This is a genomic window from Saccharopolyspora terrae (assembly GCF_004348435.1).
Taxonomy (GTDB): Bacteria; Actinomycetota; Actinomycetes; order Mycobacteriales; family Pseudonocardiaceae; genus Saccharopolyspora; species Saccharopolyspora endophytica.
The window spans coordinates 1-18,135 of record NZ_SMKS01000063.1 but is presented as its reverse complement, the minus strand read 5'-3'; the positions used below and the strand labels follow the sequence as shown (position 1 = coordinate 18,135).

20 protein-coding genes and 2 pseudogenes are annotated in these 18,135 nt (G+C 66.4%); 9 read left to right on the top strand and 13 right to left on the bottom strand.

Going from position 1 to position 18,135, the window contains the following annotated elements; genetic code table 11:
- Positions 1-53 precede the first annotated feature (53 nt).
- The 3 genes from E1181_RS25505 to E1181_RS25495 form a co-directional block, all read right to left on the bottom strand.
- Positions 54-539, bottom strand: coding sequence for an Lrp/AsnC family transcriptional regulator (locus E1181_RS25505; RefSeq protein ID WP_132678540.1), 486 nt, complete (start codon positions 537-539; stop codon positions 54-56).
- A gap of 369 nt (positions 540-908) precedes the next feature.
- Positions 909-1,271 (bottom strand): hypothetical protein, encoded by a 363-nt coding sequence (locus E1181_RS25500; protein WP_132678538.1) that lies wholly within the window; start codon positions 1,269-1,271, stop codon positions 909-911.
- A 396-nt stretch (positions 1,272-1,667) separates the two neighbouring features.
- On the bottom strand, positions 1,668-2,300 hold the full coding sequence (locus tag E1181_RS25495) for a TetR/AcrR family transcriptional regulator (protein ID WP_132678536.1): 633 nt from the start codon (positions 2,298-2,300) through the stop codon (positions 1,668-1,670).
- Between the two features lie 173 nt (positions 2,301-2,473).
- On the opposite strand from E1181_RS25495, the pseudogene E1181_RS32645 reads away from it, so the two are divergent.
- The 6 genes and pseudogenes from E1181_RS32645 to E1181_RS31845 all read left to right on the top strand — a co-directional run.
- A pseudogene (locus tag E1181_RS32645) lies at positions 2,474-2,932 on the top strand (AMP-binding protein); the annotation flags it as partial.
- A gap of 52 nt (positions 2,933-2,984) precedes the next feature.
- On the top strand, positions 2,985-3,542 hold the full coding sequence (locus E1181_RS32640) for an AMP-binding protein (RefSeq protein ID WP_268952507.1): 558 nt from the start codon (positions 2,985-2,987) through the stop codon (positions 3,540-3,542).
- Positions 3,461-3,994 carry an AMP-binding enzyme gene (locus tag E1181_RS32635; protein WP_268952506.1) on the top strand — a complete coding sequence of 178 codons (534 nt, stop codon included), beginning with the start codon at positions 3,461-3,463 and terminating at the stop codon, positions 3,992-3,994. The genes E1181_RS32640 and E1181_RS32635 overlap by 82 nt, the downstream gene beginning before the upstream one ends.
- The gene (locus E1181_RS25485) at positions 3,991-4,452 is read left to right on the top strand and encodes an enoyl-CoA hydratase/isomerase family protein (RefSeq protein WP_132678534.1); all 462 of its coding nucleotides are present in this window, start codon (positions 3,991-3,993) and stop codon (positions 4,450-4,452) included. Before E1181_RS32635 ends, E1181_RS25485 begins: the two co-directional genes overlap by 4 nt.
- Entirely contained in the window at positions 4,449-4,898 is a 450-nt protein-coding gene (locus tag E1181_RS31850) for an NADPH-dependent F420 reductase (RefSeq protein ID WP_207922312.1), read from the top strand. Before E1181_RS25485 ends, E1181_RS31850 begins: the two co-directional genes overlap by 4 nt.
- 269 nt (positions 4,899-5,167) lie before the next feature.
- Entirely contained in the window at positions 5,168-5,560 is a 393-nt protein-coding gene (locus E1181_RS31845) for an alcohol dehydrogenase catalytic domain-containing protein (protein WP_207922311.1), read from the top strand.
- Between the two features lie 1,524 nt (positions 5,561-7,084).
- Here E1181_RS31845 and E1181_RS25460 read toward each other — a convergent pair.
- A complete protein-coding gene (locus E1181_RS25460) occupies positions 7,085-7,759 on the bottom strand; it encodes a haloacid dehalogenase type II (RefSeq protein ID WP_132678530.1) in 675 nt (224 codons plus the stop codon).
- A 586-nt stretch (positions 7,760-8,345) separates the two neighbouring features.
- Between E1181_RS25460 and E1181_RS25455 the strand changes: the two genes are divergently transcribed.
- Positions 8,346-9,101: a YqjF family protein gene (locus E1181_RS25455; protein WP_132678528.1), complete on the top strand. Its 756-nt coding sequence runs from the start codon at positions 8,346-8,348 to the stop codon at positions 9,099-9,101.
- Between the two features lie 347 nt (positions 9,102-9,448).
- Here E1181_RS25455 and E1181_RS25450 read toward each other — a convergent pair whose 3' ends face one another.
- The 5 genes from E1181_RS25450 to E1181_RS25430 all read right to left on the bottom strand — a co-directional run bounded on the left by E1181_RS25450 (position 9,449) and on the right by E1181_RS25430 (position 13,015).
- Entirely contained in the window at positions 9,449-9,892 is a 444-nt protein-coding gene (locus E1181_RS25450; protein ID WP_132678558.1) for a DUF4383 domain-containing protein, read from the bottom strand.
- A gap of 260 nt (positions 9,893-10,152) precedes the next feature.
- Entirely contained in the window at positions 10,153-10,425 is a 273-nt protein-coding gene (locus E1181_RS25445; protein WP_132678527.1) for a hypothetical protein, read from the bottom strand.
- Positions 10,406-11,425: an NAD(P)/FAD-dependent oxidoreductase gene (locus E1181_RS25440; RefSeq protein ID WP_235877039.1), complete on the bottom strand. Its 1,020-nt coding sequence runs from the start codon at positions 11,423-11,425 to the stop codon at positions 10,406-10,408. The genes E1181_RS25445 and E1181_RS25440 overlap by 20 nt, the downstream gene beginning before the upstream one ends.
- A gap of 16 nt (positions 11,426-11,441) precedes the next feature.
- Positions 11,442-11,963 (bottom strand): isoprenylcysteine carboxyl methyltransferase family protein, encoded by a 522-nt coding sequence (locus E1181_RS25435; RefSeq protein WP_235877035.1) that lies wholly within the window; start codon positions 11,961-11,963, stop codon positions 11,442-11,444.
- The gene (locus E1181_RS25430) at positions 11,957-13,015 is read right to left on the bottom strand and encodes a type III polyketide synthase (protein WP_132678523.1); all 1,059 of its coding nucleotides are present in this window, start codon (positions 13,013-13,015) and stop codon (positions 11,957-11,959) included. Before E1181_RS25430 ends, E1181_RS25435 begins: the two co-directional genes overlap by 7 nt.
- 138 nt (positions 13,016-13,153) lie before the next feature.
- On the opposite strand from E1181_RS25430, the gene E1181_RS25425 reads away from it, so the two are divergent.
- On the top strand, positions 13,154-13,924 hold the full coding sequence (locus tag E1181_RS25425) for a UbiA family prenyltransferase (protein ID WP_235877034.1): 771 nt from the start codon (positions 13,154-13,156) through the stop codon (positions 13,922-13,924).
- 173 nt (positions 13,925-14,097) lie between these two features.
- Here E1181_RS25425 and E1181_RS32295 read toward each other — a convergent pair whose 3' ends face one another.
- From E1181_RS32295 to E1181_RS25405, 4 genes are all read right to left on the bottom strand, one after another.
- Complete coding sequence (locus E1181_RS32295) at positions 14,098-14,772, bottom strand: YbhB/YbcL family Raf kinase inhibitor-like protein (protein WP_235877033.1); 675 nt, start codon at positions 14,770-14,772, stop codon at positions 14,098-14,100.
- A gap of 333 nt (positions 14,773-15,105) precedes the next feature.
- A complete protein-coding gene (locus E1181_RS25415; protein ID WP_207922310.1) occupies positions 15,106-15,624 on the bottom strand; it encodes a hypothetical protein in 519 nt (172 codons plus the stop codon).
- A 32-nt stretch (positions 15,625-15,656) separates the two neighbouring features.
- Positions 15,657-16,382, bottom strand: coding sequence for a DUF2267 domain-containing protein (locus E1181_RS25410; RefSeq protein WP_132678518.1), 726 nt, complete (start codon positions 16,380-16,382; stop codon positions 15,657-15,659).
- 158 nt (positions 16,383-16,540) lie between these two features.
- Complete coding sequence (locus tag E1181_RS25405) at positions 16,541-17,023, bottom strand: DUF4383 domain-containing protein (protein WP_165944748.1); 483 nt, start codon at positions 17,021-17,023, stop codon at positions 16,541-16,543.
- Positions 17,024-17,768: 745 nt separating this feature from the next.
- Between E1181_RS25405 and E1181_RS25400 the strand changes: the two are divergent.
- A pseudogene (locus E1181_RS25400) lies at positions 17,769-18,135 on the top strand (hypothetical protein); the annotation flags it as partial.

Genomic DNA, 18,135 nt, shown 5'->3' with positions numbered 1-18,135 from the left:
AAGCGGGCGTTCCAGGCTCATCTTGCCGCCGAGATGAGCCTGGAAACCGTCTTCTAGCGAGTGCCCCAGGCGTAGGTCTGCTTGCGGAGCTTGAGGTACACGAATGTTTCGGTGCCGGTGACCGCCGCCAGGTTGCGGATGCGGCGGTTGATCACCTCCAGCAGCTGGTCGTCGTCCCGGCAGACGACCTCGACGAGCAGGTCGAACGAGCCCGCGGTGATCACCACGTACTCGATCTCCTCGATCTCAGCGAGCTGGTCGGCCACCTCCTGCACGTCACCCGCTACCCGCACGCCGATCATCGCCTGGCGCAGGAAACCGAGCTGCAGCGGGTCGGTGACCGCGACGATCTGCACCATCCCGGAGTCGAGCAGTCGCTGGACGCGCTGGCGCACCGCGGCCTCGGACAGGCCGACGGCCTTGCCGATGGCGGCGTACGAGCGGCGACCGTCCTGCTGGAGCTGTTCAATGATCCGCTTGGACAGTTCGTCCACGTGGACGGCGGTTCGTGGGTCCGGGGCTTCCGAATCGGGAGGCATGCGTGTCACAGCGACGTATCGTTGTCGCTGGACGCGCTCGGTGCAAGCTACTGTGGTCGTGCGCCTCGAAGCTGGCACATCCGTTCATCGAGATCTCTCTGGCCGACCCCACCCAACATTCACGCAGAGCAGGGCCAGGGGCGGAGAACGAGGGTGGCGGGGACTGGCAGGGCACACGGCTGCGGCCGGAGACCACTGGTGGTGGGGTGTGCCGTCGTCTCGTTCGTGGCGCTGGTCGCGATCGGACAGAAACCGAGCCGATTCTTCGGGGCCAGTCCGCTTCTACCGCGCGGCTGGGTGATCGCGGCAGGCGCAACGACCGCCGAGCTGGACGAGGTGCTTGCGCGGTTGCCGGTGTTGATGACGGTGTCATTCCCGTTCTCGGGAGCGGGTGTCCTCGTGGATGTGCTGCGCTTCTTCCCAATATTCCCCGGCGTGCCGCATGGCTGAAGCCAAAATCCCGTTCATGCTTTCGAGGTCTCTGATCGCGCGGTCCAGAGCTTCGTGAGGGTGGTCGCGCAGCGCTTGGCGGTACAGGCGGTCACGATCAACCTGATCGAGCTTGTTGGTCAGCTCATCGGTCAGGTTGTGCAAAGACCGCAGTATCCCGAGCAACGCCGCGCCGAACGGGGGCCAGTCCAGCGAGGCGAGGTCGGCGCTTGCGCAGTTCCTCGCGGCGCGGTCGAGCGCCGCACGGGCCGCGTAGAAGTCTTCGAGGGGATGTTGAGCCATGGCGCCCTGCCTTTGCCAAACTGGTCGGGCTCGTTGCTACCCGTTGAGCGGCGGAGCCAAACGCCCGTGTCCTCGGACACGGGCTCGTCGTCCCGGTACATCCGCATGGTGACTTCCCGCAGCTCGAGCTCGTCGAGGGAGAGTTGGCGTGTTCCCTGGCCAGGGCGACACGGAATCTGATCACCAGAGCCTGGGCGCGTTGTTGCTTGTGACGCTGGACGGACTTGCGCGCATCGTTCATCCCGGAACCGGGACTGCGTTGTGAGCTGTCTCAACGTTGAGCACGTCCCGGCGAGGGCAGGTGTTGCCGGGCGTCCCGGCAACGTGCCTGGTGGATACGGCCTTCCGGTAGCCGCTGCTGTAGTTGCCGCGCGGGGGCGCCGGCTCGGGATCGGCCTACGCGGTGGTGGGGCGGCTGAGTCCGTCGAGGATGAGGTCTCCGAGTGCGGAGAAGGCGTCGCCTGCGGGGAGTCCGCTGCTTCGCAAGAGCGCGCCGGATTGGACCGCGTCGATGACCAGGGCGACCACCTGGGCGGCGAAGGTGCCGTTGACGTCGCGGAACGCGCCGGCGCGGATGCCGTTGTCGATCATCTCCTGGACCCGGCGGGCGGCGGCCTCGGAGTTCTTGCGGTAGATCCGCGCGGTGGGTTCGTAGTTGACCATGTCGTCGTAGAAGGCGGGGGAGTTGCGGCGCATCGCGGTGCCGACTCCGGCGAGGTAGGTCCGGATGCGCTGGCGCGGGTCGGTCTCCTCGGCGACGGCCCGCTCGATCTGCTCGGCCGCGGTGGTGAAGAACCGCCGGGTGATGGTCTGGACCAGCTGTTCCTTGGTGCCCGCCACGCTGTAGAGCGTTGCTTTCGAGCAGCCCAGCCGCTGCGCCAGCTGGTCCATCGTGATCGTGGTGAAGCCCTCGGCGAGCATGATGTCGCCGGCTTGTGCGAGGAGTTCCTCGGTGCGGGCGGTGTCGACGGTGCGTCGCCGTGGGCTCCGTCGTGGCGTCCGTCCGCGGGCTTCGGAGATCGCTGACATGGTTCCGATTTTCGCACGTGGGATCGCCCTCTTGAGAAGCGGTACGCCGATGGGTACGTTCAAGGGGCAGTTCTTACCCAACTGCGTACCCAACGGAGGGTGCTCATGTCCCTGAACGGGTCGCCGAGATCGTTGAGGTGTTCTCCTCGCCGGAAGCCGATCCCGCGTGGCTGATGTGCGATCGCCATCCCGCCGACGCGATCGCGTTCACCTTCGTCGAGCCCGATGGAACGACCGTCGACCTCTCCTTCGGCGAGTTGCGCGACCGCTCCCAGCGCTTCGCCGGTGTGCTCACCGAGCTCGGCGTCGGCCGTGGTGACCGCGTCGCCAGGCTGATGTGAAAGAGCGTGGACCTGGTGACGGTGTTGCTGGGCATCTGGCGTGTCGGAGGGGTCTACGTTCCGTTGTTCACCGCGTTCGCCGCCGATGCCGTGGCGTCGCGGCTGGAAGGTGCGGACGCGAAGGTCGTGATCGCCGATGCGGCGCAGTCCTCGAAGGTCCCCGAAGGGGCCTGGACGGTGCTCATCGCTGAGGTAGACGGGAGCGAGCGCAGCCTGTCCGGCTGCAGGGCTGCTGCGGAGCCGTTCGCCGGGAGCACCCCGGTCGGGGGTGATGGGGCGTTCGTGCACATGTTCACCTCGGGCACCACCGGCGCTCCGAAGGGCGTCGTGCAGCCGCTGCGGTATGTGGCGGGGTTGGCAGTCGTACCTGGAGTTCGCCCTGGGAGTGCGGGAGGACTCGGTCTACTGGTGCGGAGCCGACCCCGGTTGGGCCTACGGGCTGTACTCGGCCGTCGTGACGCCGATGGTGCTGGGTCTGCGCAGCGTGCTGCAGCGCGGCGGGTTCGACGTCGCGGCCACCTGTCGGGCGATGGTGGATCTGGGCGTGACCGACTACACGGCCGCTCCGGTGTTCCGGAAGCTGCGCGTGAGCGACGTGCCGGTGCCCGACGGGTTGCGCCTGCAGCGGTTGTCCAGCGCGGGGGAGCCGTTGACCGCTGAGGTCAACGAGTGGGCGAGCACGGCTTTGGGGTTGCTGGTGCACGACCACTACGGCCAGACCGAACTCGGCATGTCCATCGGGTTCCCCCATCACCCCGATGTGGAAATCCGGTCGCGGATCAGACGATGGGGGTGGCGCTGCCTGGCTGGTCGGCCACCGTGCTCAAGGAGGGCACGAGCGCGGAGGCCGAGGTCGGCGAATCCGGTCTGCTGGCCGTCGACATCGCCGCCAGCCCGCTGATGACGTTCACCGGATACGCCGGCCGGGAGGTCTCGGGCCGGTTCACCGCCGACGGCCGCTACTACCTGTCCGGCGACCTGGCCGCCCGCAACGCTGACGGCACCTTGCGGTTCTCCTCCCGCGACGACGACGTGATCATCATGGCGGGCTACCGGATCGGGCCCTTCGACGTCGAATCCGTCCTCGCCCAGCACCTCGCGGTCGCCGAGTGCGCGGTGGTCGCCGGACCGGACGAGGTCCGCGGCGAGCCGATCGAGGCCTTCGTAGTGCTGCGCGACGACGTCGAGGACAGCGACGAACTGGTCGCTGAGCTGAAGGATCACGTGCGGCAGTGCTACGCCGCCCACGCCAGACCACAGCGGGTGCACCTCGTGCCAGGTCTGCCCAAGACGGCCAGCGGCAAGATCCAGCGGGCCGAGTTGCGGCGTGAACTGCGCGAGGCCACCCGGTGAGCGCGTTCTCCGACACCGTGTTGCGGGTCGAGCAGCGCGGCGCGGTCCGCGAGCTGGTCCTCGATCGACCCTGGCAACGCAATGCGCTCAACGCGGCGCTGGTCGACGCGCTGAGCACGGCGTTGTCCGAGGCCGAACGCGATTTGGAGACCCGCGCGGTGCTGATCACCGGGGCGGGACCGAGCTTCTGCGCTGGCGCGGATTTGCAACACCTGCTGGCGTTGTCCGAGGTCGGTGAGTCGCCGGTGCCCTTTCTTCGCACGGTCTCCGGCTTGACCCGTCGCGTCGAGGTCAGCCCGTTGCCGGTGGTCGCCGCGCTGCACGGCCACGCCGTCGCCGGCGGCCTGGAGATCGCTCTGGCCTGCGACGCCGTCGTCGCCGAGACGAATCGGGACATGCCCGAACGGCTCGCGCGTGAGCGGGCGGATAGGGCAGTGGATGACACGCTCGATCGGTGAGCGTTGTTCGAAGCGACGTCGCTGGGGTAGCGCAGGCTCGAAGCGTTGCCGACCTCCCGTTGGACGACATGGTCGATAAGGATCTCTGTATGAATATTGGTCTTCTCGGTGTCGGGGCCATCGGCAAAACCCTAGGTCAGAAGTTGTCGGCTGCCGGACACGACGTGAAGGTGGCCAATTCCCGTGGGCCGGAAACGATCGACGCTGATGTGCTTTCGACCGGTGCTCGGGCGGTTCCCGTGACCGAGGCGGTCAAGGATGTGGATGTCGTGATCCTGTCCATTCCACTGGCTCGCATCCCCGATGTCGCGCCGCTGATCGCGACCGTCCCGTCTGAGACGGTCGTCATCGACACGTCGAACTACGTTCCCTTCCCCGATTCCGAGCTCGATGCGGTCGAGGCGATCGAGGCGGGTCAGGTCGAGAGCCTGTGGGTTTCCGAATAACTGGGTCGGCCGGTTGTCAAGGCATGGAACTCCGTCCTGTCCACGTCGTTCGCCGAGAAGGGCACCCCTGCGGGCACGGCGGACCGTGTCGCACTGCCTGTCGCGGCCGATGACGACAAGGACCGCGCGGTCGGCATGGCCCTGGTCGAGGACACCGGGTTCGACGGGTTCGATGCCGGGATGCTCGCCGAATCCTGTGTTCGGAGTTCGGGGATCCGCTGGCACTGCAGGTGTTGGAGGAGCCGACACCGCAGCCGGGGCCGGGCGAGGTGCTCGTCGAGCTGGCCGCAGTGGGTGTCAGCTTCGTGGACGGGCTCATCGTCCGCGGTGCCTATCAGGTCCGGCCGCAGCTGCCGTTCACGCCGGGAAGTTGCGTGGTGGGCCGCGTGGTCGCGGTGGGTGAGGGTGTTGAGAGCCCGTGCATCGGCACTGTGGTGGCGACGGTGCTGACCGGTTTCGGCGGGTACGCCTCACATGCGACGGTGCCGGCGGAGGTCGTTGTCCCGGTGCCGGCCGGGGTCACCGCCGACATCGCCGCGGCCGCGATGGACCTCGGGCGACATCCCGAGGTTGCCGGTCAACATCGTGTTGCTGCGCAACCGCTCGATCGTCGGCGTCGACTGGGGCGATTGGTCGCGGGAGGCGGCCGGGGCGCGAGGTAACGTCGAGCTGCTCGCTGAGGTCCTGGACAAGGTCGGTCGTGGGGAGTTGTGCCCGGGGAAGCCCTCGACCGCCCCGCTGGCAGACGCTGGCAGGGTGCTGCAGCTCTTCGGTGAATGCCGTGCCGTGGGCAAGTACGTTCTGCACCCGTGATGTCGGACAGGAGCTGTATGAGCACCGCGGAGACCTTCGACAGCGCCAGAGCGACAGCGACACCATCCTCGTGATCGACGAATGAGATCGGCTCACCACAGGCCGCCGGTGACTGGTGCTGTACGCGAGTCGTCGATCCAAACCCAGCCAGCATTGAGTGAACACGAGGACGACGGTGCAGCGTGACTTCTTCACCCAGGACCACGATGAATACCGCGGCCTGGTGCGCGAGCTGCAGCGATTGCGATTGCGGTTCTTGTGCAGTTGTGCGGCACTGCAGGGGTGGAGTGTTGGAGCCTCTGGATTGGATTTCGAGCGTGAGTACGAGAAAAGCAAGGCGACGTCGGCCAGGCCCTCTGCAGACCTCGAAGGAGGTCTTTCGACAGGGCGTTGTCCACGGTCTCGTGGCGGGCGCCGTCGGTGTCACTGCGATGACGATCAGCGAGAAGCTCGAACAGCGGCTCACCGGCCGCCCGGACTCCCACGTGCCCGGTGCGACGATGGCAGCGCTCTTGGGGATGGCACGGGAACCGGCAGGGATGAATCTCCTCATGCACGTCGGGCAGGGGGTGTTCCTCGGCGCCCTCCGTGGAGCGATGGCTCACGCTGGTTTGAGGGGGCCGTTCGCGTCCGTCATGTTCGCGGTCGTGCGTTTGACGAATGATCAGACATTGGAGAACGCGACTGGAATCGGTGCCCCGCCGTGGACGTGGCCGCGTGATGAGCTCGCCGTCGATCTGATTCACAAATCGGTGTACGCGGTGACGACGGGGTTCGTGGCGGACCGACTTGCTGATCGGAGAGGCCCGGGACCTGGGCAGCGCCACGCGCAGCGAGTTCCGGGGCGTCACGCTGATGTGGGGCCACCTCCGAACTGAGAGGCGGGTCGCCGCCGTGGTGGCTGAGGTGGTAGAAGCACTCACCAGGACCGTCGTCGGTCCCACCGTGAGAAACCTGTCCATTCTGGAGGGACACGCTGGATCCATCGTCTTCGGTGTCAGCCGGTCTTGTGGGCGGGCAGCGGAATGACGAGGGGCCGGCCTGGAATCACGCACTCCACGCCGGGGATTCCGCGTCGGGCGATCTCGACCTGGAACGCCGACAGCGGCGATGTGAAGAGCCCGTAATCGTCGTGGTGGATCGGGACCGCCTGATGTGGGCGCAGCAGCTCCAGCAGGTCGGCGGCTTCCTGACTCCATGCTGATCGCGCAGGAGTTCGGGGATGTGCGCGGTGCTCACGGCCTGGCCGCGGTCACCTACGCCATTTTCGCCTCACCACGTGGGTCCAGAACCTGCTGAACGGCCGCGGACAGGGTGGACGTCTCGCTCATAGGTCGGCGAGCAAATGCTGAGGCCCGTCGACCACGGTCGACTCAGCTGGGAGAGAGCTGCAGAAGTCGTTCAGCAACCTGGACGAGATCGGTTCCGCTCACGTCGGGCGCGGTGAAGACGTCGCCGTATCGACCTTCCAGTCGTTCACACCATCCAGCGAGACAGCCGGCACGTTTGGCTCCGTGGCAGTCCCAGGCGTGCACTGCGACCAGCGCCATCTTGCTCGGTGATGTTCCGAGCTCGTGGGCTGCCACGCGGTAGATGGACGGGGCGGGTTTCCAGGTTCCGGCTTGCTCCGCAGTGATCACGTGGTCCACGTGACGAGCAAGTCCTGCTTGTTCCAGGAACCGTGCCGTGTTCTGGGCGCTGCCGACGGTTAGGCAGCCGACCCGCAACCCGGCTTCTGATAGCAGGCGCAGCGCGGGTTCGGCATCCACGTGCGTGGGCATTCGGCGGAACCCGTCAAGAACGTAGTCGATGTCTTCTTCGGTGGCCGTGTGACCGGTGTCGGTGCGCAATGCCTGCCGTGCCACCGACTCGAACGTCTGGAAATCCCCGCTGAGGGCCAGAGCCATGGAGTCGCGCTGGAACCGCATGAACCACGGGTGCAACAGTTGCGCAGGCTGGCCGATCTTCTCCAGGCGTTCGCGAAGTGGATCCAGGTTCAGAAGGGTTTCGAGCACGTCGAAAGCAACGGCGCGCGGACGAACGGTCACAGTCACTCCCGCGGTCGCGATTCAGCTTCCCCAGTCGTAGGCTACCTCCGATCTGTGCGGTCCGACCGATGCAGGGAGAGCTGCGGAGACGGCAACCCCCATGCTGAGCACTGTTTCTGCGAGCGCGGAATCCGAGACAGGGGCTAACGCGAGCGCCGAGCGACGCCGTCCTCTTCTACGCCCACTGCACTGGTAACTCATCGGCCCGAGCTCGCCGCCGAGCTGCGACAAGCGAGAATCCTCGCAGGACACTGTTGCTGGAGGCGAGCGGGCCCAATGGAACTTCGGCGGAAGAACTTCCTGGGCAGGCGTGGGCTCTGGTTTCGGCCCCGGCCCCGGTGGGAAGTCGCTGGTTGGCATGACGGCCTGGGTGCTAGGAGTGGCCCATGAGCACGTTGACGCGACCGACAAAGCCGGCGAGCAATTTGTATCCGACGTTGGTTGGCCACGGCAACGAGGCACATCTGCGGTTGCGGCTGGCCGCGGGATGGGGTGAATGAGGTGCTCACGTCGAACTGGGGGTTTCCGTGAGGAGAACGCGCGCTCTGCAGCTTAAACGTACAGTTGATCAGCCGGATCGGCGATCATGGCTGGCATCGAACCGGTGACGGCACGTCCGCCGCACAGCGTGGGCTTTCCTTTGCTGATGCAAGGCTGGCGCGACGTCGTCTTCCTCCACTGGCCGTGTGCACCCGAGGACGTCAGCAACCTGCTGCCAGCCCACACAATGCCAGATGTGATCGACGGCCAAGCCTGGATCGGGATCGTCGGGATCCGGATAACCTGGATGCACGCCATGGCTGTGCCCGTATTGCCGCGTCTGCGGCACATCGTCGAGCTCAACGTTCGCACCTATTGCGTCGACGGCAGGGGACGACGCAGTTTGGTCTTCCTGACGATGGAAGCCTCCCATGCTCCGTTCGTGCTGGCGGCGAGAATCGGTGGCCGACTGCCGTATCGATTGGCAACCGTGAACCATGCCGGTACGGGCCCGGACATTGCCTATCGCTGTGAGCGGTACAGATCTGGGCCGTCCCGAGTGGGCATGAGTCTTCGGGTCCAGCCGGGTCGTCAGCTTAAACCCATGTGGTTCGATCATTTCGTGACAGCGCGGTGGCGCCTGCATACACGGTGGTACGGCTGGACGATTCATGTTCCGATTGCACACCAGCCGTGGCCGCTGCACAGTGCCCGTCTGCTTGACTTCGAAGACCACGGTCTGCTCGCCCAAGTCGGAGTTCCGGAACCTTCCGACATACCGAGCGTTCTCTATGCACAAGGCGTTGACACGAGGTTTGGCGCGCCCTCTGCCTTCGTAGGGCGCCCCGATCGGACGCGATGATCCAGAAGCCACCCATGATGAGGGCGCGGGGCGGGTCCGTGTCGTTCGTATGATGCACCTGACTGTGGAAGAGGCTGTCGAACAGTGATGTTTCGGGAGGAAGAGAGTTCTTTCGGTCCTTCCTGAGGCTGGGTGTTTGGCGAGCTCTGACGGCAAATCCGCCTCCAGCGCCGCGACCGGGTCGCCTGGCATACAACTGGGCAAGGTGTGCAGCGTTGCCTTCACGACGCCGTCAGCGTCAGTCCGGGTACGTAACCCGCTGGCCATCACGACCGAGCAAGTGTTCCACGCTGCGCGAAGAGCGGGGCGGAGATCGTCCGGAATTGGTGGTACGACCGGTACTTGCTTCACCGGGCCTGCTGATTCGCCGAAGTTCTGGCGCCGAGCAGGGCGCCCAGCAGGATCATGGCGACGCCTAGGACGAGGTGCAGCCAGTTATCAGCATCGTTGACCGGCACGAAATTGGCGGCGCTGTCCTGATGGACCAGGAGCCCGTAGACCCACAAGGCCAGGTAAATGAACCCGCCAACTGCCAGGAAGGCGCGTGCCAGCCCGGCTCTGGCCGACATCACCGCACCTACGACACCGAATGCCAAGTGGACGATGTTGTGCAGAGCTGATACCTGGAAGACACCGAGCAGCATTGCATTCGAATGGTGGCCCCAGAAAGTCATCGTCTCGTACCCGGAGGTCACGCCTGGGATGAAGCCGAGCACTCCCACGACCAAGAACAACGCGGCAACTACGGCACTCGCGGTTCGCGCAGCGCCCTGCCCACCAAAAGCGGGCATGCTCTGAGCGCCGCTGGACACGCTCGCCACAACTGCTCACCTACCTTCAAGGCGGGGTTTCTATCACGCCCCCAGAGTGCCCCTCGCCAGTTTGCCTAAACTCGTTCACTTCGTGAGGCAGCGAGCGGAATCGGAAACTCAGGAACTGGAGGATGGGCGCGCACGGCTTGGTCTCGGGCCGGAGCGCTATGCACGGCTCCGGAGGCTGAGCTCTCGCGACGTACCCATCCGCGCGTGACAAGCGGACCGGCAGTCTTGATCTACTGCGGATGTGTGGTTTCGGCACGGTCAACCGGGGAGGTCGTTGGTTTCCCCTTGCCTGTACAGGTTGGGTTGACAGGATCAACCATCAACAGCAGTACGATCGCGGCCTCGCGCTCGCCCGCACCGGTCGGCGTGTGCTCGTCAAGCAGTACGATCGCGGCCTCGCGCTCGCCCGCACCGGTCGGCGTGTGCTCGTCAAGCAGTACGATCGCGGCCTCGCGCTCGCCCGCACCGGTCGGCGTGTGCTCGTCACCGTGCGAGCTGGTCAATAGCGGATGCGAATAGCCACGGAGTCCTGGCGGCGGTCGGCACGATGTGTCGGGCGAGTGACGGTTGCCGCCGGGCCCACAGAAGGCCCTCGGTCAGCCATCGTGATCGCCGTGAGGCCCTCTTCCAGGCGCGTTCGTAGTCGGTGGGCCGGTTCATTCGGATGCAGCGGACGAGCTCTGCTGCGGTGGCCAGTGACACCGCAAGACCTTCTCCGGTGAGGGCGTCCACGTAGCCGGCTGCGTCCCCCACGAGCAGGATTCGCCCCGCTACGCGGCTCGACGTCTGCTGGCGGAACGGGCCGGCACCGCGGACGGATGTGAGCGGCTCCGCGTCCGCGATTCGTGCCGCCAAGTCGGGGAAGGCGGCGAGTTGCTGGGTGAACCCTCCACGGACGGAGGAGAGGATCGCGACCCCGATGGTGTGTGGCCCTACCGGTGTCACGTACGCCTCGGAGTGCGCCGCCCACGTGACCTCGACCGTGTCGGTGGACGGAGCGAGGGCGTAGTGGCGGCGCAAGCCCCAGCGCGGGACGTGCGCCGAGCGTGCGGTGGTGACCTTGGTGAGACCGGCGAGTTCGCGGACCGTGGAATGCAACCCGTCGGCCGCGACGAGGTAGCGCGCTCGCAGTTCGTCTGCGCGGACGTGGTCACTGCGCTGAGAAACGTGGGTGATCGTGGTCGTTAGGATGGGTACGCCGTGCCGCTCTACCGCGGACCGCAGCGCGTTGTGCAGTGCTGTGCGTCGCACCCCTCTGCCGGGGCCGGTGCGGAAAGCGGCGCGGGCGACCGTCGAGCCCTGTCGATAGGTGATGCCGTTAATCGGGTGGCCAGGCGGGTCGATCCCGAGCGCGCCGAGCGCGCGGACGGCGCCAGGCATCAAGCCTTCGCCGCAGGCCTTGTCGATCACCCCGGGGCGCTTTTCGCACACCACCACGTCCAAGCCGGCTTGCGCACATCCCAGCGCGACTGCGAGGCCAGTGGGGCCGCCACCGGCGACCACGACATCGTGACGGTGCTCAAGCACGTGCCGACCTCAACGCTTCGTCCTCGGCACGGATTCGCACCGTGAGCAGCGGCGTGTTCAACGCGGTGAAAATGGCAGCGGTCAGCCAAGCTCCGTGCACGAGCGGTAGCGCGAAGCCTTCGACGACGACCGCGACGTAGTTCGGGTGGGCCACAACGCGGTAGGGGCCAGCGGTGACCGGAGGAAGGCCGGGGACCCGCACGATGCGGGTGTTCCACTGGTGGCCGAGAACGCGGATGCACCACCACCGCAGTGCTTGTGACGCGACGACCAACGCGAGCATCGTCCAGCCCAGCACGCCCGGAAAGGCTCGGTCAGCCACCCACACCTCGGTCACGCAGCCGACCAGGAGCGCGGTGTGCAGCCCCACCATGAAGGGGTAGTGCGCAGATCCTGCTTCCCATCCACCACGGGCCAGGCTCCACGCGAGATTGCGCTGTGCGATCACCAATTCGGCCAGCCGCTCTGCTGCGACCAGCCCCACCAAGACCGCGTACCAGGCTTGGGTCACCACTGCAGGAGCACCAGTTCTGCGCAGAAACCCGGTCCCATCGCCATCATCACGCCCCACTCTCCCGATGACGCGGGTCGGTCAGCGAGGGTGTCGGCGAGCACGTGCAGCACCGAGGAGGATGACACGTTGCCGATCCGGTGCAGGGAGCGCCACGTCATCGCCAGGTCGTCCTCGTCCAGTCCCAACACCGACTGCACGGCCTCGATCACTTTCGGTCCGCCGGGATGGCATATCCAGCGTGCGATGTCGTCGACGTCGAGCCCGTGCGGGGACAGCAGCTGTTCGACGTCCTGCGCAAGATGCGTGCGCACGAGATCGGGTACTTCCGCTCCCAGCACCACCTTCAAACCCGAGTCGGTGACGTCCCACCCCATGGCACGCTCTGTGTTCTCGTAGAGGTGGCTCACGGAGTCCACGACACGTGGCCCCGTCGACGCGGCCACGTGTTCGGCTCCCACTGCGATGACTGCGGCCGCACCGTCGCCGAACAATCCCGCCGCGATCACGTTGGCAGGGCTGCAATCCTGGCGCTGGATCGTGAGGGAGCACAGCTCGACCGACACCAGCATCGCCACCGAGTTCGGCCAGCCACGCAGGAAGTCGTGCAACCGTGCGATGCCCGCCGCACCTGCGAGGCAGCCGAGCCCCACTACTGGCACTCTTTTGACGTCCGGGCGCATGTTGATGCGTCCCGCGATGCGCGCGTCGAGGGAGGGGACCGCGATGCCCGTAACCGTCGTCGACAGCACGAGGTCCACGTCTGTGGCGCTGAGCCCAGCGCTCTTGAGAGCGCCGAGTGCGGCCTGGCAGCCGAGGTCCACCGCGGCTGACAGGTACGCGTCGTTCGCTGCGGTGAATCCATCCAGCTCGTCGTACTGCTCGATGGGCAGAGCCAAGTGGCGGGTGGCTACCCCCGTGCTGGTGTGAATTCGATTCGCCACAGCGCGGGCGGACCGGTCTGGGAGGCACAACCGGCCGAACAAATCGGTCAGCTGCGCCTGTGGGTATCGATGAGGCGGAAGCACCCCGCGCACGGCCGAGATGGTGGTCACCGTTTCCACGGTACGACTTCCGCCTACACTCGCCAGATGACCTGTTCGGCAGCGGGACGTTCCGCAACGACCAGGCAGCGTTGGCGGGAGTGGTCGCGAGGTCTCATCGGTGCCTGTCACCCGGTTCCGGGGATCGTGGTGACCTCTCTGGTCGTGGTTTTCGCGGCTGGTGTGGGAGTCCGCTTCGGGCAGGTGGTGCTGCTCGGTGCAGCAGTGCTGACCGGTCAGTTGTCGGTCGGGTGGTCCAACGACTGGGTCGATGCCGCACGAGATCGCGCGGTCGGGCGAGAGGACAAGCCGGTCGCGGCAGGGACTGTCTCGGTCCCGGCGGTGGGGCTCGCTGCTGCGGTGGCACTGACGGCCACGATCGTGTTGTCGTTGTTGCTCGGAACTCGTCCCGGTGCGGCTTTGCTGATCGGGATCGCGGCGGCGTGGGCGTACAACCTCGGGCTGAAAGCGACGATCTGGTCCGGCACGACCTATCTGCTCGCGTTCGGAGCGCTGCCCGTCGCACCGTACGCCGCGCTTCCTGGGCAGCCCTGGCCACCGTGGTGGGTTCCGGTCGTCAGCGCACTGCTGGGTTTCGGTGCGCACTGTGCGAATGTGCTTCCCGATTTGCGGGCGGATGCGCAGACCGGTGTGCGCGGGCTCCCGCATCGGCTGGGCGCCCGGGTCAGCGGGGTCGTCATGGCCGTGGCATTGGCCGCTGCATCGGTCGTCCTCGGCATCGCACCGCACGCCATGCCGACTGCTTACGCGGTCACCTCCGCGTCGGCCGGGATCGCATTGGCCGTCATGGCAGCCATGTTCGCGGTACGGTCCCCGCACAGCCCCATGGCGTTCCGGCTCGCCCTAGTCATCGCGTTGCTGGACGTAGTCCTACTGGTCGCGGTCACGAATGTGGTGTAGTGGCTCGGCGTCTGCTCAGACTGCCCCGGTCGGCCGACAGCGGCTGGTCCTGGCTGTGAGCATGACGTGTTGGTTGCGTCCCGAGGCGCACACGCGCGGCTGGGGATCCATCGACTTGCACACCGGGTTGCCGCCACGGTCACTGCCGATCTGGATCAATGTGGCGGGTCAGATTAGCGCTGATACAGCCCGACGATGGTTCCGCGCGCCACTTCGCAATCGGCCAATGCGCGGTTCAGCTCGTCCAGACCGGAGTCGGGATCGAGGTTCAGCGGCCGGTTGCTGGCGAAGACGTGGAAGAAGTACCGGTGAGCGGGGTCGCCGACCGGTGGCATCGGACCGGACCAGCCGTACTCGCTGAAGTCGTTGCGCGCTTCTACCGCGCCCGCGGGGGCTTCGCCGTCGTCGATGCGGTCCACCGAGGGTGGCAGTGACGAAACCAGCCAGTGCAGGAAGGTGCCGTTCGGGGCGTCCGGATCCGCGCACACGACGGCGAGCTCGACGGCATTGTCGGGAGCGCCGTCCCACTCCAGCGTCGGGGCGATGTTCTCGCCGTCCTTGCTGCACCACCGCGGGAGCATGTCGTGGTCGTTGAAGGAGCTGCTGCGGAGCTGTATTCCGCCTCCTTCCCGGTCTCGCTCGTATCCTTTTCCGCCGGGCTTGTCCGACGGGCGCTCGCCCAGCGGGCCTTCGGCGCGATCATCCGCCGGCCGTCGCGGAGGGTTGTCGCGCTGGAGTTCGCGTTGGGTGGCCCGGTCGGCGTTCTCGTCCGACATGCCTTCGTTGCTGTGCTCCTTGCGGCGCCGGGCGCGCGCGATGTCGTACTGGTGGCTTCCGGGTTTCGGCATGACCGCACTCCCTTTCGACACCCGGCCAAGACGGCCAGGTGGTAGGCGTGAAACCTGGTCACCTAGCGAGTATCCGTGCACTGTGGCAGTGAAACGCCCGTCCGTCTGCGGGCCGATGGGGGATCTAGAGCCGACCAGTGCGGGACCGCTTTATCGAGCAGGTTCATCCAGGTGGCACGGTTGAGATGGGGGAGGCGTTGCGGTATCGGGCTCTGGCTCGCCTCGGACCGAGACGTTTCCCACCGAGGTCTCCGGATAGAGGTCGATGTTGTTTCGTTGATAAGATCACCGATGGCCCGCACTTCAGCGTGAAGCGAACGTCCTGCTGCGGATTCACGGTTCAGTATCGGTGCTGTCCGTGCCAGAGCGGGGGTTCGCGCCGGCCAGCACCTCCGCCGCGTGGTGCATTCGCAGGCCTTCGAGCAATTCGAGCTGGTCCTGGGCGCGTTCGTGCAGCCGCTCGATGGCTGCGGAATCGAGCCTGCTGTCGTCTCGTGCCACGACCAGCAGCGAACGCCACCCGCTGGCCTTGCCCTCGACGGCGAGGCGCAGGGACTCCAGCTCGATGAGCTTCGTCAGCGGCGAGACGGACACGACCGACCCGTTGGGCTTCAGCCTGGTCAGCCGTTCGCCGATCCAGGCGGCCCATGCCTTGTACAAGGAGACATCCACACCGAGGGATGCCATGATCTCCCGCAACGAACGGCGGTCCTCGTCGATCGCTTTCACGAGTTCCCGTAGGAGTCCGGCTTCTTCGTCGCTCGACGCCCCGCTCGTTCGTCGTCGAGCCAATTCCACGCCCGCGACCGCACCTGCGTAGTGGTCGTTGAGGTAGATGTCCAAGGACCGCACGCGCATCCCCCTTGGCAGAAGTTGTTATTCGTTCACCCGCCTGAACCGACAGCTCGGATCGCCTCATCGATTCGCGCGGCCAGTCGCATGTCGAGTTCGGTGACGCTTCCCAGGGAACGTGTGCGCACCTCGAACTGCACGAGATCGGCGCCTGGGTGCGTCACGTTCACGTGGTGCGACAACTCTTCTTCGGCTGCGCGCACCCTCGCGAGCAACGGCCGCTGCCGTTCTTGCGGCAAGGAAACCTCGCGAGCGATACCAGCTGTGGAGCCGCGCCAGTTCTCCAACTGGCCCAAGGCCCGCTCGAGCTCGTCCGCGTCGAGCGGGCGTGGTTTGTTCTCGCCAGCCGCGGCGTTCAAGCCCGGTGGTGGTCCTTGGCCGGGCCCGGTGAGCAGTGGGGCGAACTCCTGCGGCAAGCGGTGGCGTAGCGAGTCGCCCAAGGCCGGGTCGGCAGCGACGATCTCGGACAGGACGGCTTCCATCAGGTACCGCGCCCTCTCGGGTGGGCAGGACGCTCGGCGCGACATCTCCAGCACGAGTCCCGGGGCTGCACTGCCCTCGGGGCTGGAGCTCTCCCCGGCGACGGCGTCGCGGAGCGTGGGCGGCAGCACCGAGGCCACTTGTTCTCGGTCCAGGCCGTCGAGGTGCTGTGCCAAAGCCTCGAGCGCATAGGTGCTCGACTCGCGCGCCTCTTGCGTCGTCGGAATATTGGCGCGCCGCATCACGCCGTCAGTGAACTCCTGGTACTGGGCTGACACGATCACTCACAACCCAACTGGCCATATCGGAGGGCGTCTTCATGCTCTGCATTCAGGTTCCCGGCGGCGAGCCCCAACAAACGGCCCGCCGCACATGGGCAGGGGCGTTCACGACGCCGACGGCGTGTACCCGCTCGTTCACCGATAGCTGATCAGCTCTACCGCGACGTCTGGTCGTCACCACTCCCGGCCTCGTGAGCCCCAGGGCGGTGCATCGTGGTGATCAGTCGCCTCCGGCTCGCCGACCTCGGCACCACGTAAGCTCCGCAGAGGACGATGAAGCCCAGCAGAGCGAGCGCGGCGTGCAGGAAGTTCTCCGGTGGGTCGAGGGAGAAGATCGTGCTCGACTCGTTCGCCGTGCTCTGCGCGGTGCCGTAGAGGAAGAGGACGAGAAACACGGCGAGTTCGGCGGCGGCGAACCACCGGATCGTTCGCAACGTCCACGCCGAGACGACCGCGAGCACGCCGGTGACGAGCAGGAGAAGGGCATGCGCGGGGTTGAGTTCGAACAGCACGACCTGCTGATCCTCTGGCGGTACCGTCAGTGCGATCAGTCCCACGGCTCCCAGCACGATGAGCAGCACGCCCTGCACGACATGGACGAGTATCCAGATGAGCGGGCCAGCGACGCGATCTACCAAACCCAGCGCTCCCTCCTCATGGCTTCGGCAAAGGAGTACCCGAGCGCGCGGCCAGCAAACGAACCCAGCTCAACCCGGCGCGCGGCGTGGCCCGGAACGAGTTGGCCGGACTGTGCCCGAGTCACAAGGCAGCCCGTCGAGATCGCGTCGGCTAGGGCACGGATCGCGACCGCGGCCCAGGTGGCGGGAGAATCTCGACCACTCGAGAGATCGGTCGTGTCACGGAGGGCGGCCCGAAGTGGCGGTGCGCGCATTGCGGTCCAGTGCGCATAGAGGCCCAGAGCCGTCTCGCTGGGGTATGGCCCTTGCCGTTGTCTGTTCACCATGCGGACGACCAGAAACTCTCACCCGGTCAAGAAGGACGATCCATCCCGAGGGATCAGGTCCCAAGGTTTGGGCAGGCCTCCCGCGTACCCAAGCCGAGGCCACCACCTCCGGATGTCATTAAGGCTTAGGCACGACGACATCCTTCCGAGGTCGCCCCCGATCACGTCGAGGCGTTTCAGGCATGGTTGATCGAGACCCGCATCGGACTCGACGGCGGGGAACAAGCACAAGGCGTCTCAGGGCATCGGGATGGGATGTCTCGGGTCATCGGCGCGGAGTGGCCGGTGGTGTGCGTGATCTGGTCGAAAGGTAGGCGGTTCAATCGTGATCGGAACTCATGCCCCGGGTGCGACACGAAGGCGCCGTCCTTTTCCGGCGTCGCGAACAACCTCCGGCTGACCGGAACGTCTCCTCAAATATGAAGACCAATCAGATCCGGCGCGACTGGAACGCGCAGCAGCGACCGGTGATCAGCTCGGCGCGGCGGGGGCCGGTGGCGCCGCGGCGGAGCTGGAAGCGCCTGATCATTCCGCTGCTGGTGGCCGTGGTGGTGCTGCCGGTGGTTTTCGCCGGCTGGCTCTGGTTCCACGTCGACTCGTCGGTCCGCCGGATCGATGCCTTCCCGGACTACCCGGGCCGACCGGAGGCGGCCGCGGGCACGAACTGGTTGGTCGTGGGCTCGGACAGTCGGGAAGGGCTGGATCCGGAGACGGCGGCCGGCCTGCACGTGGGAGATGCGGACGGGCAGCGCACGGACACGATCCTGCTCGCGCACCTGCCGGACA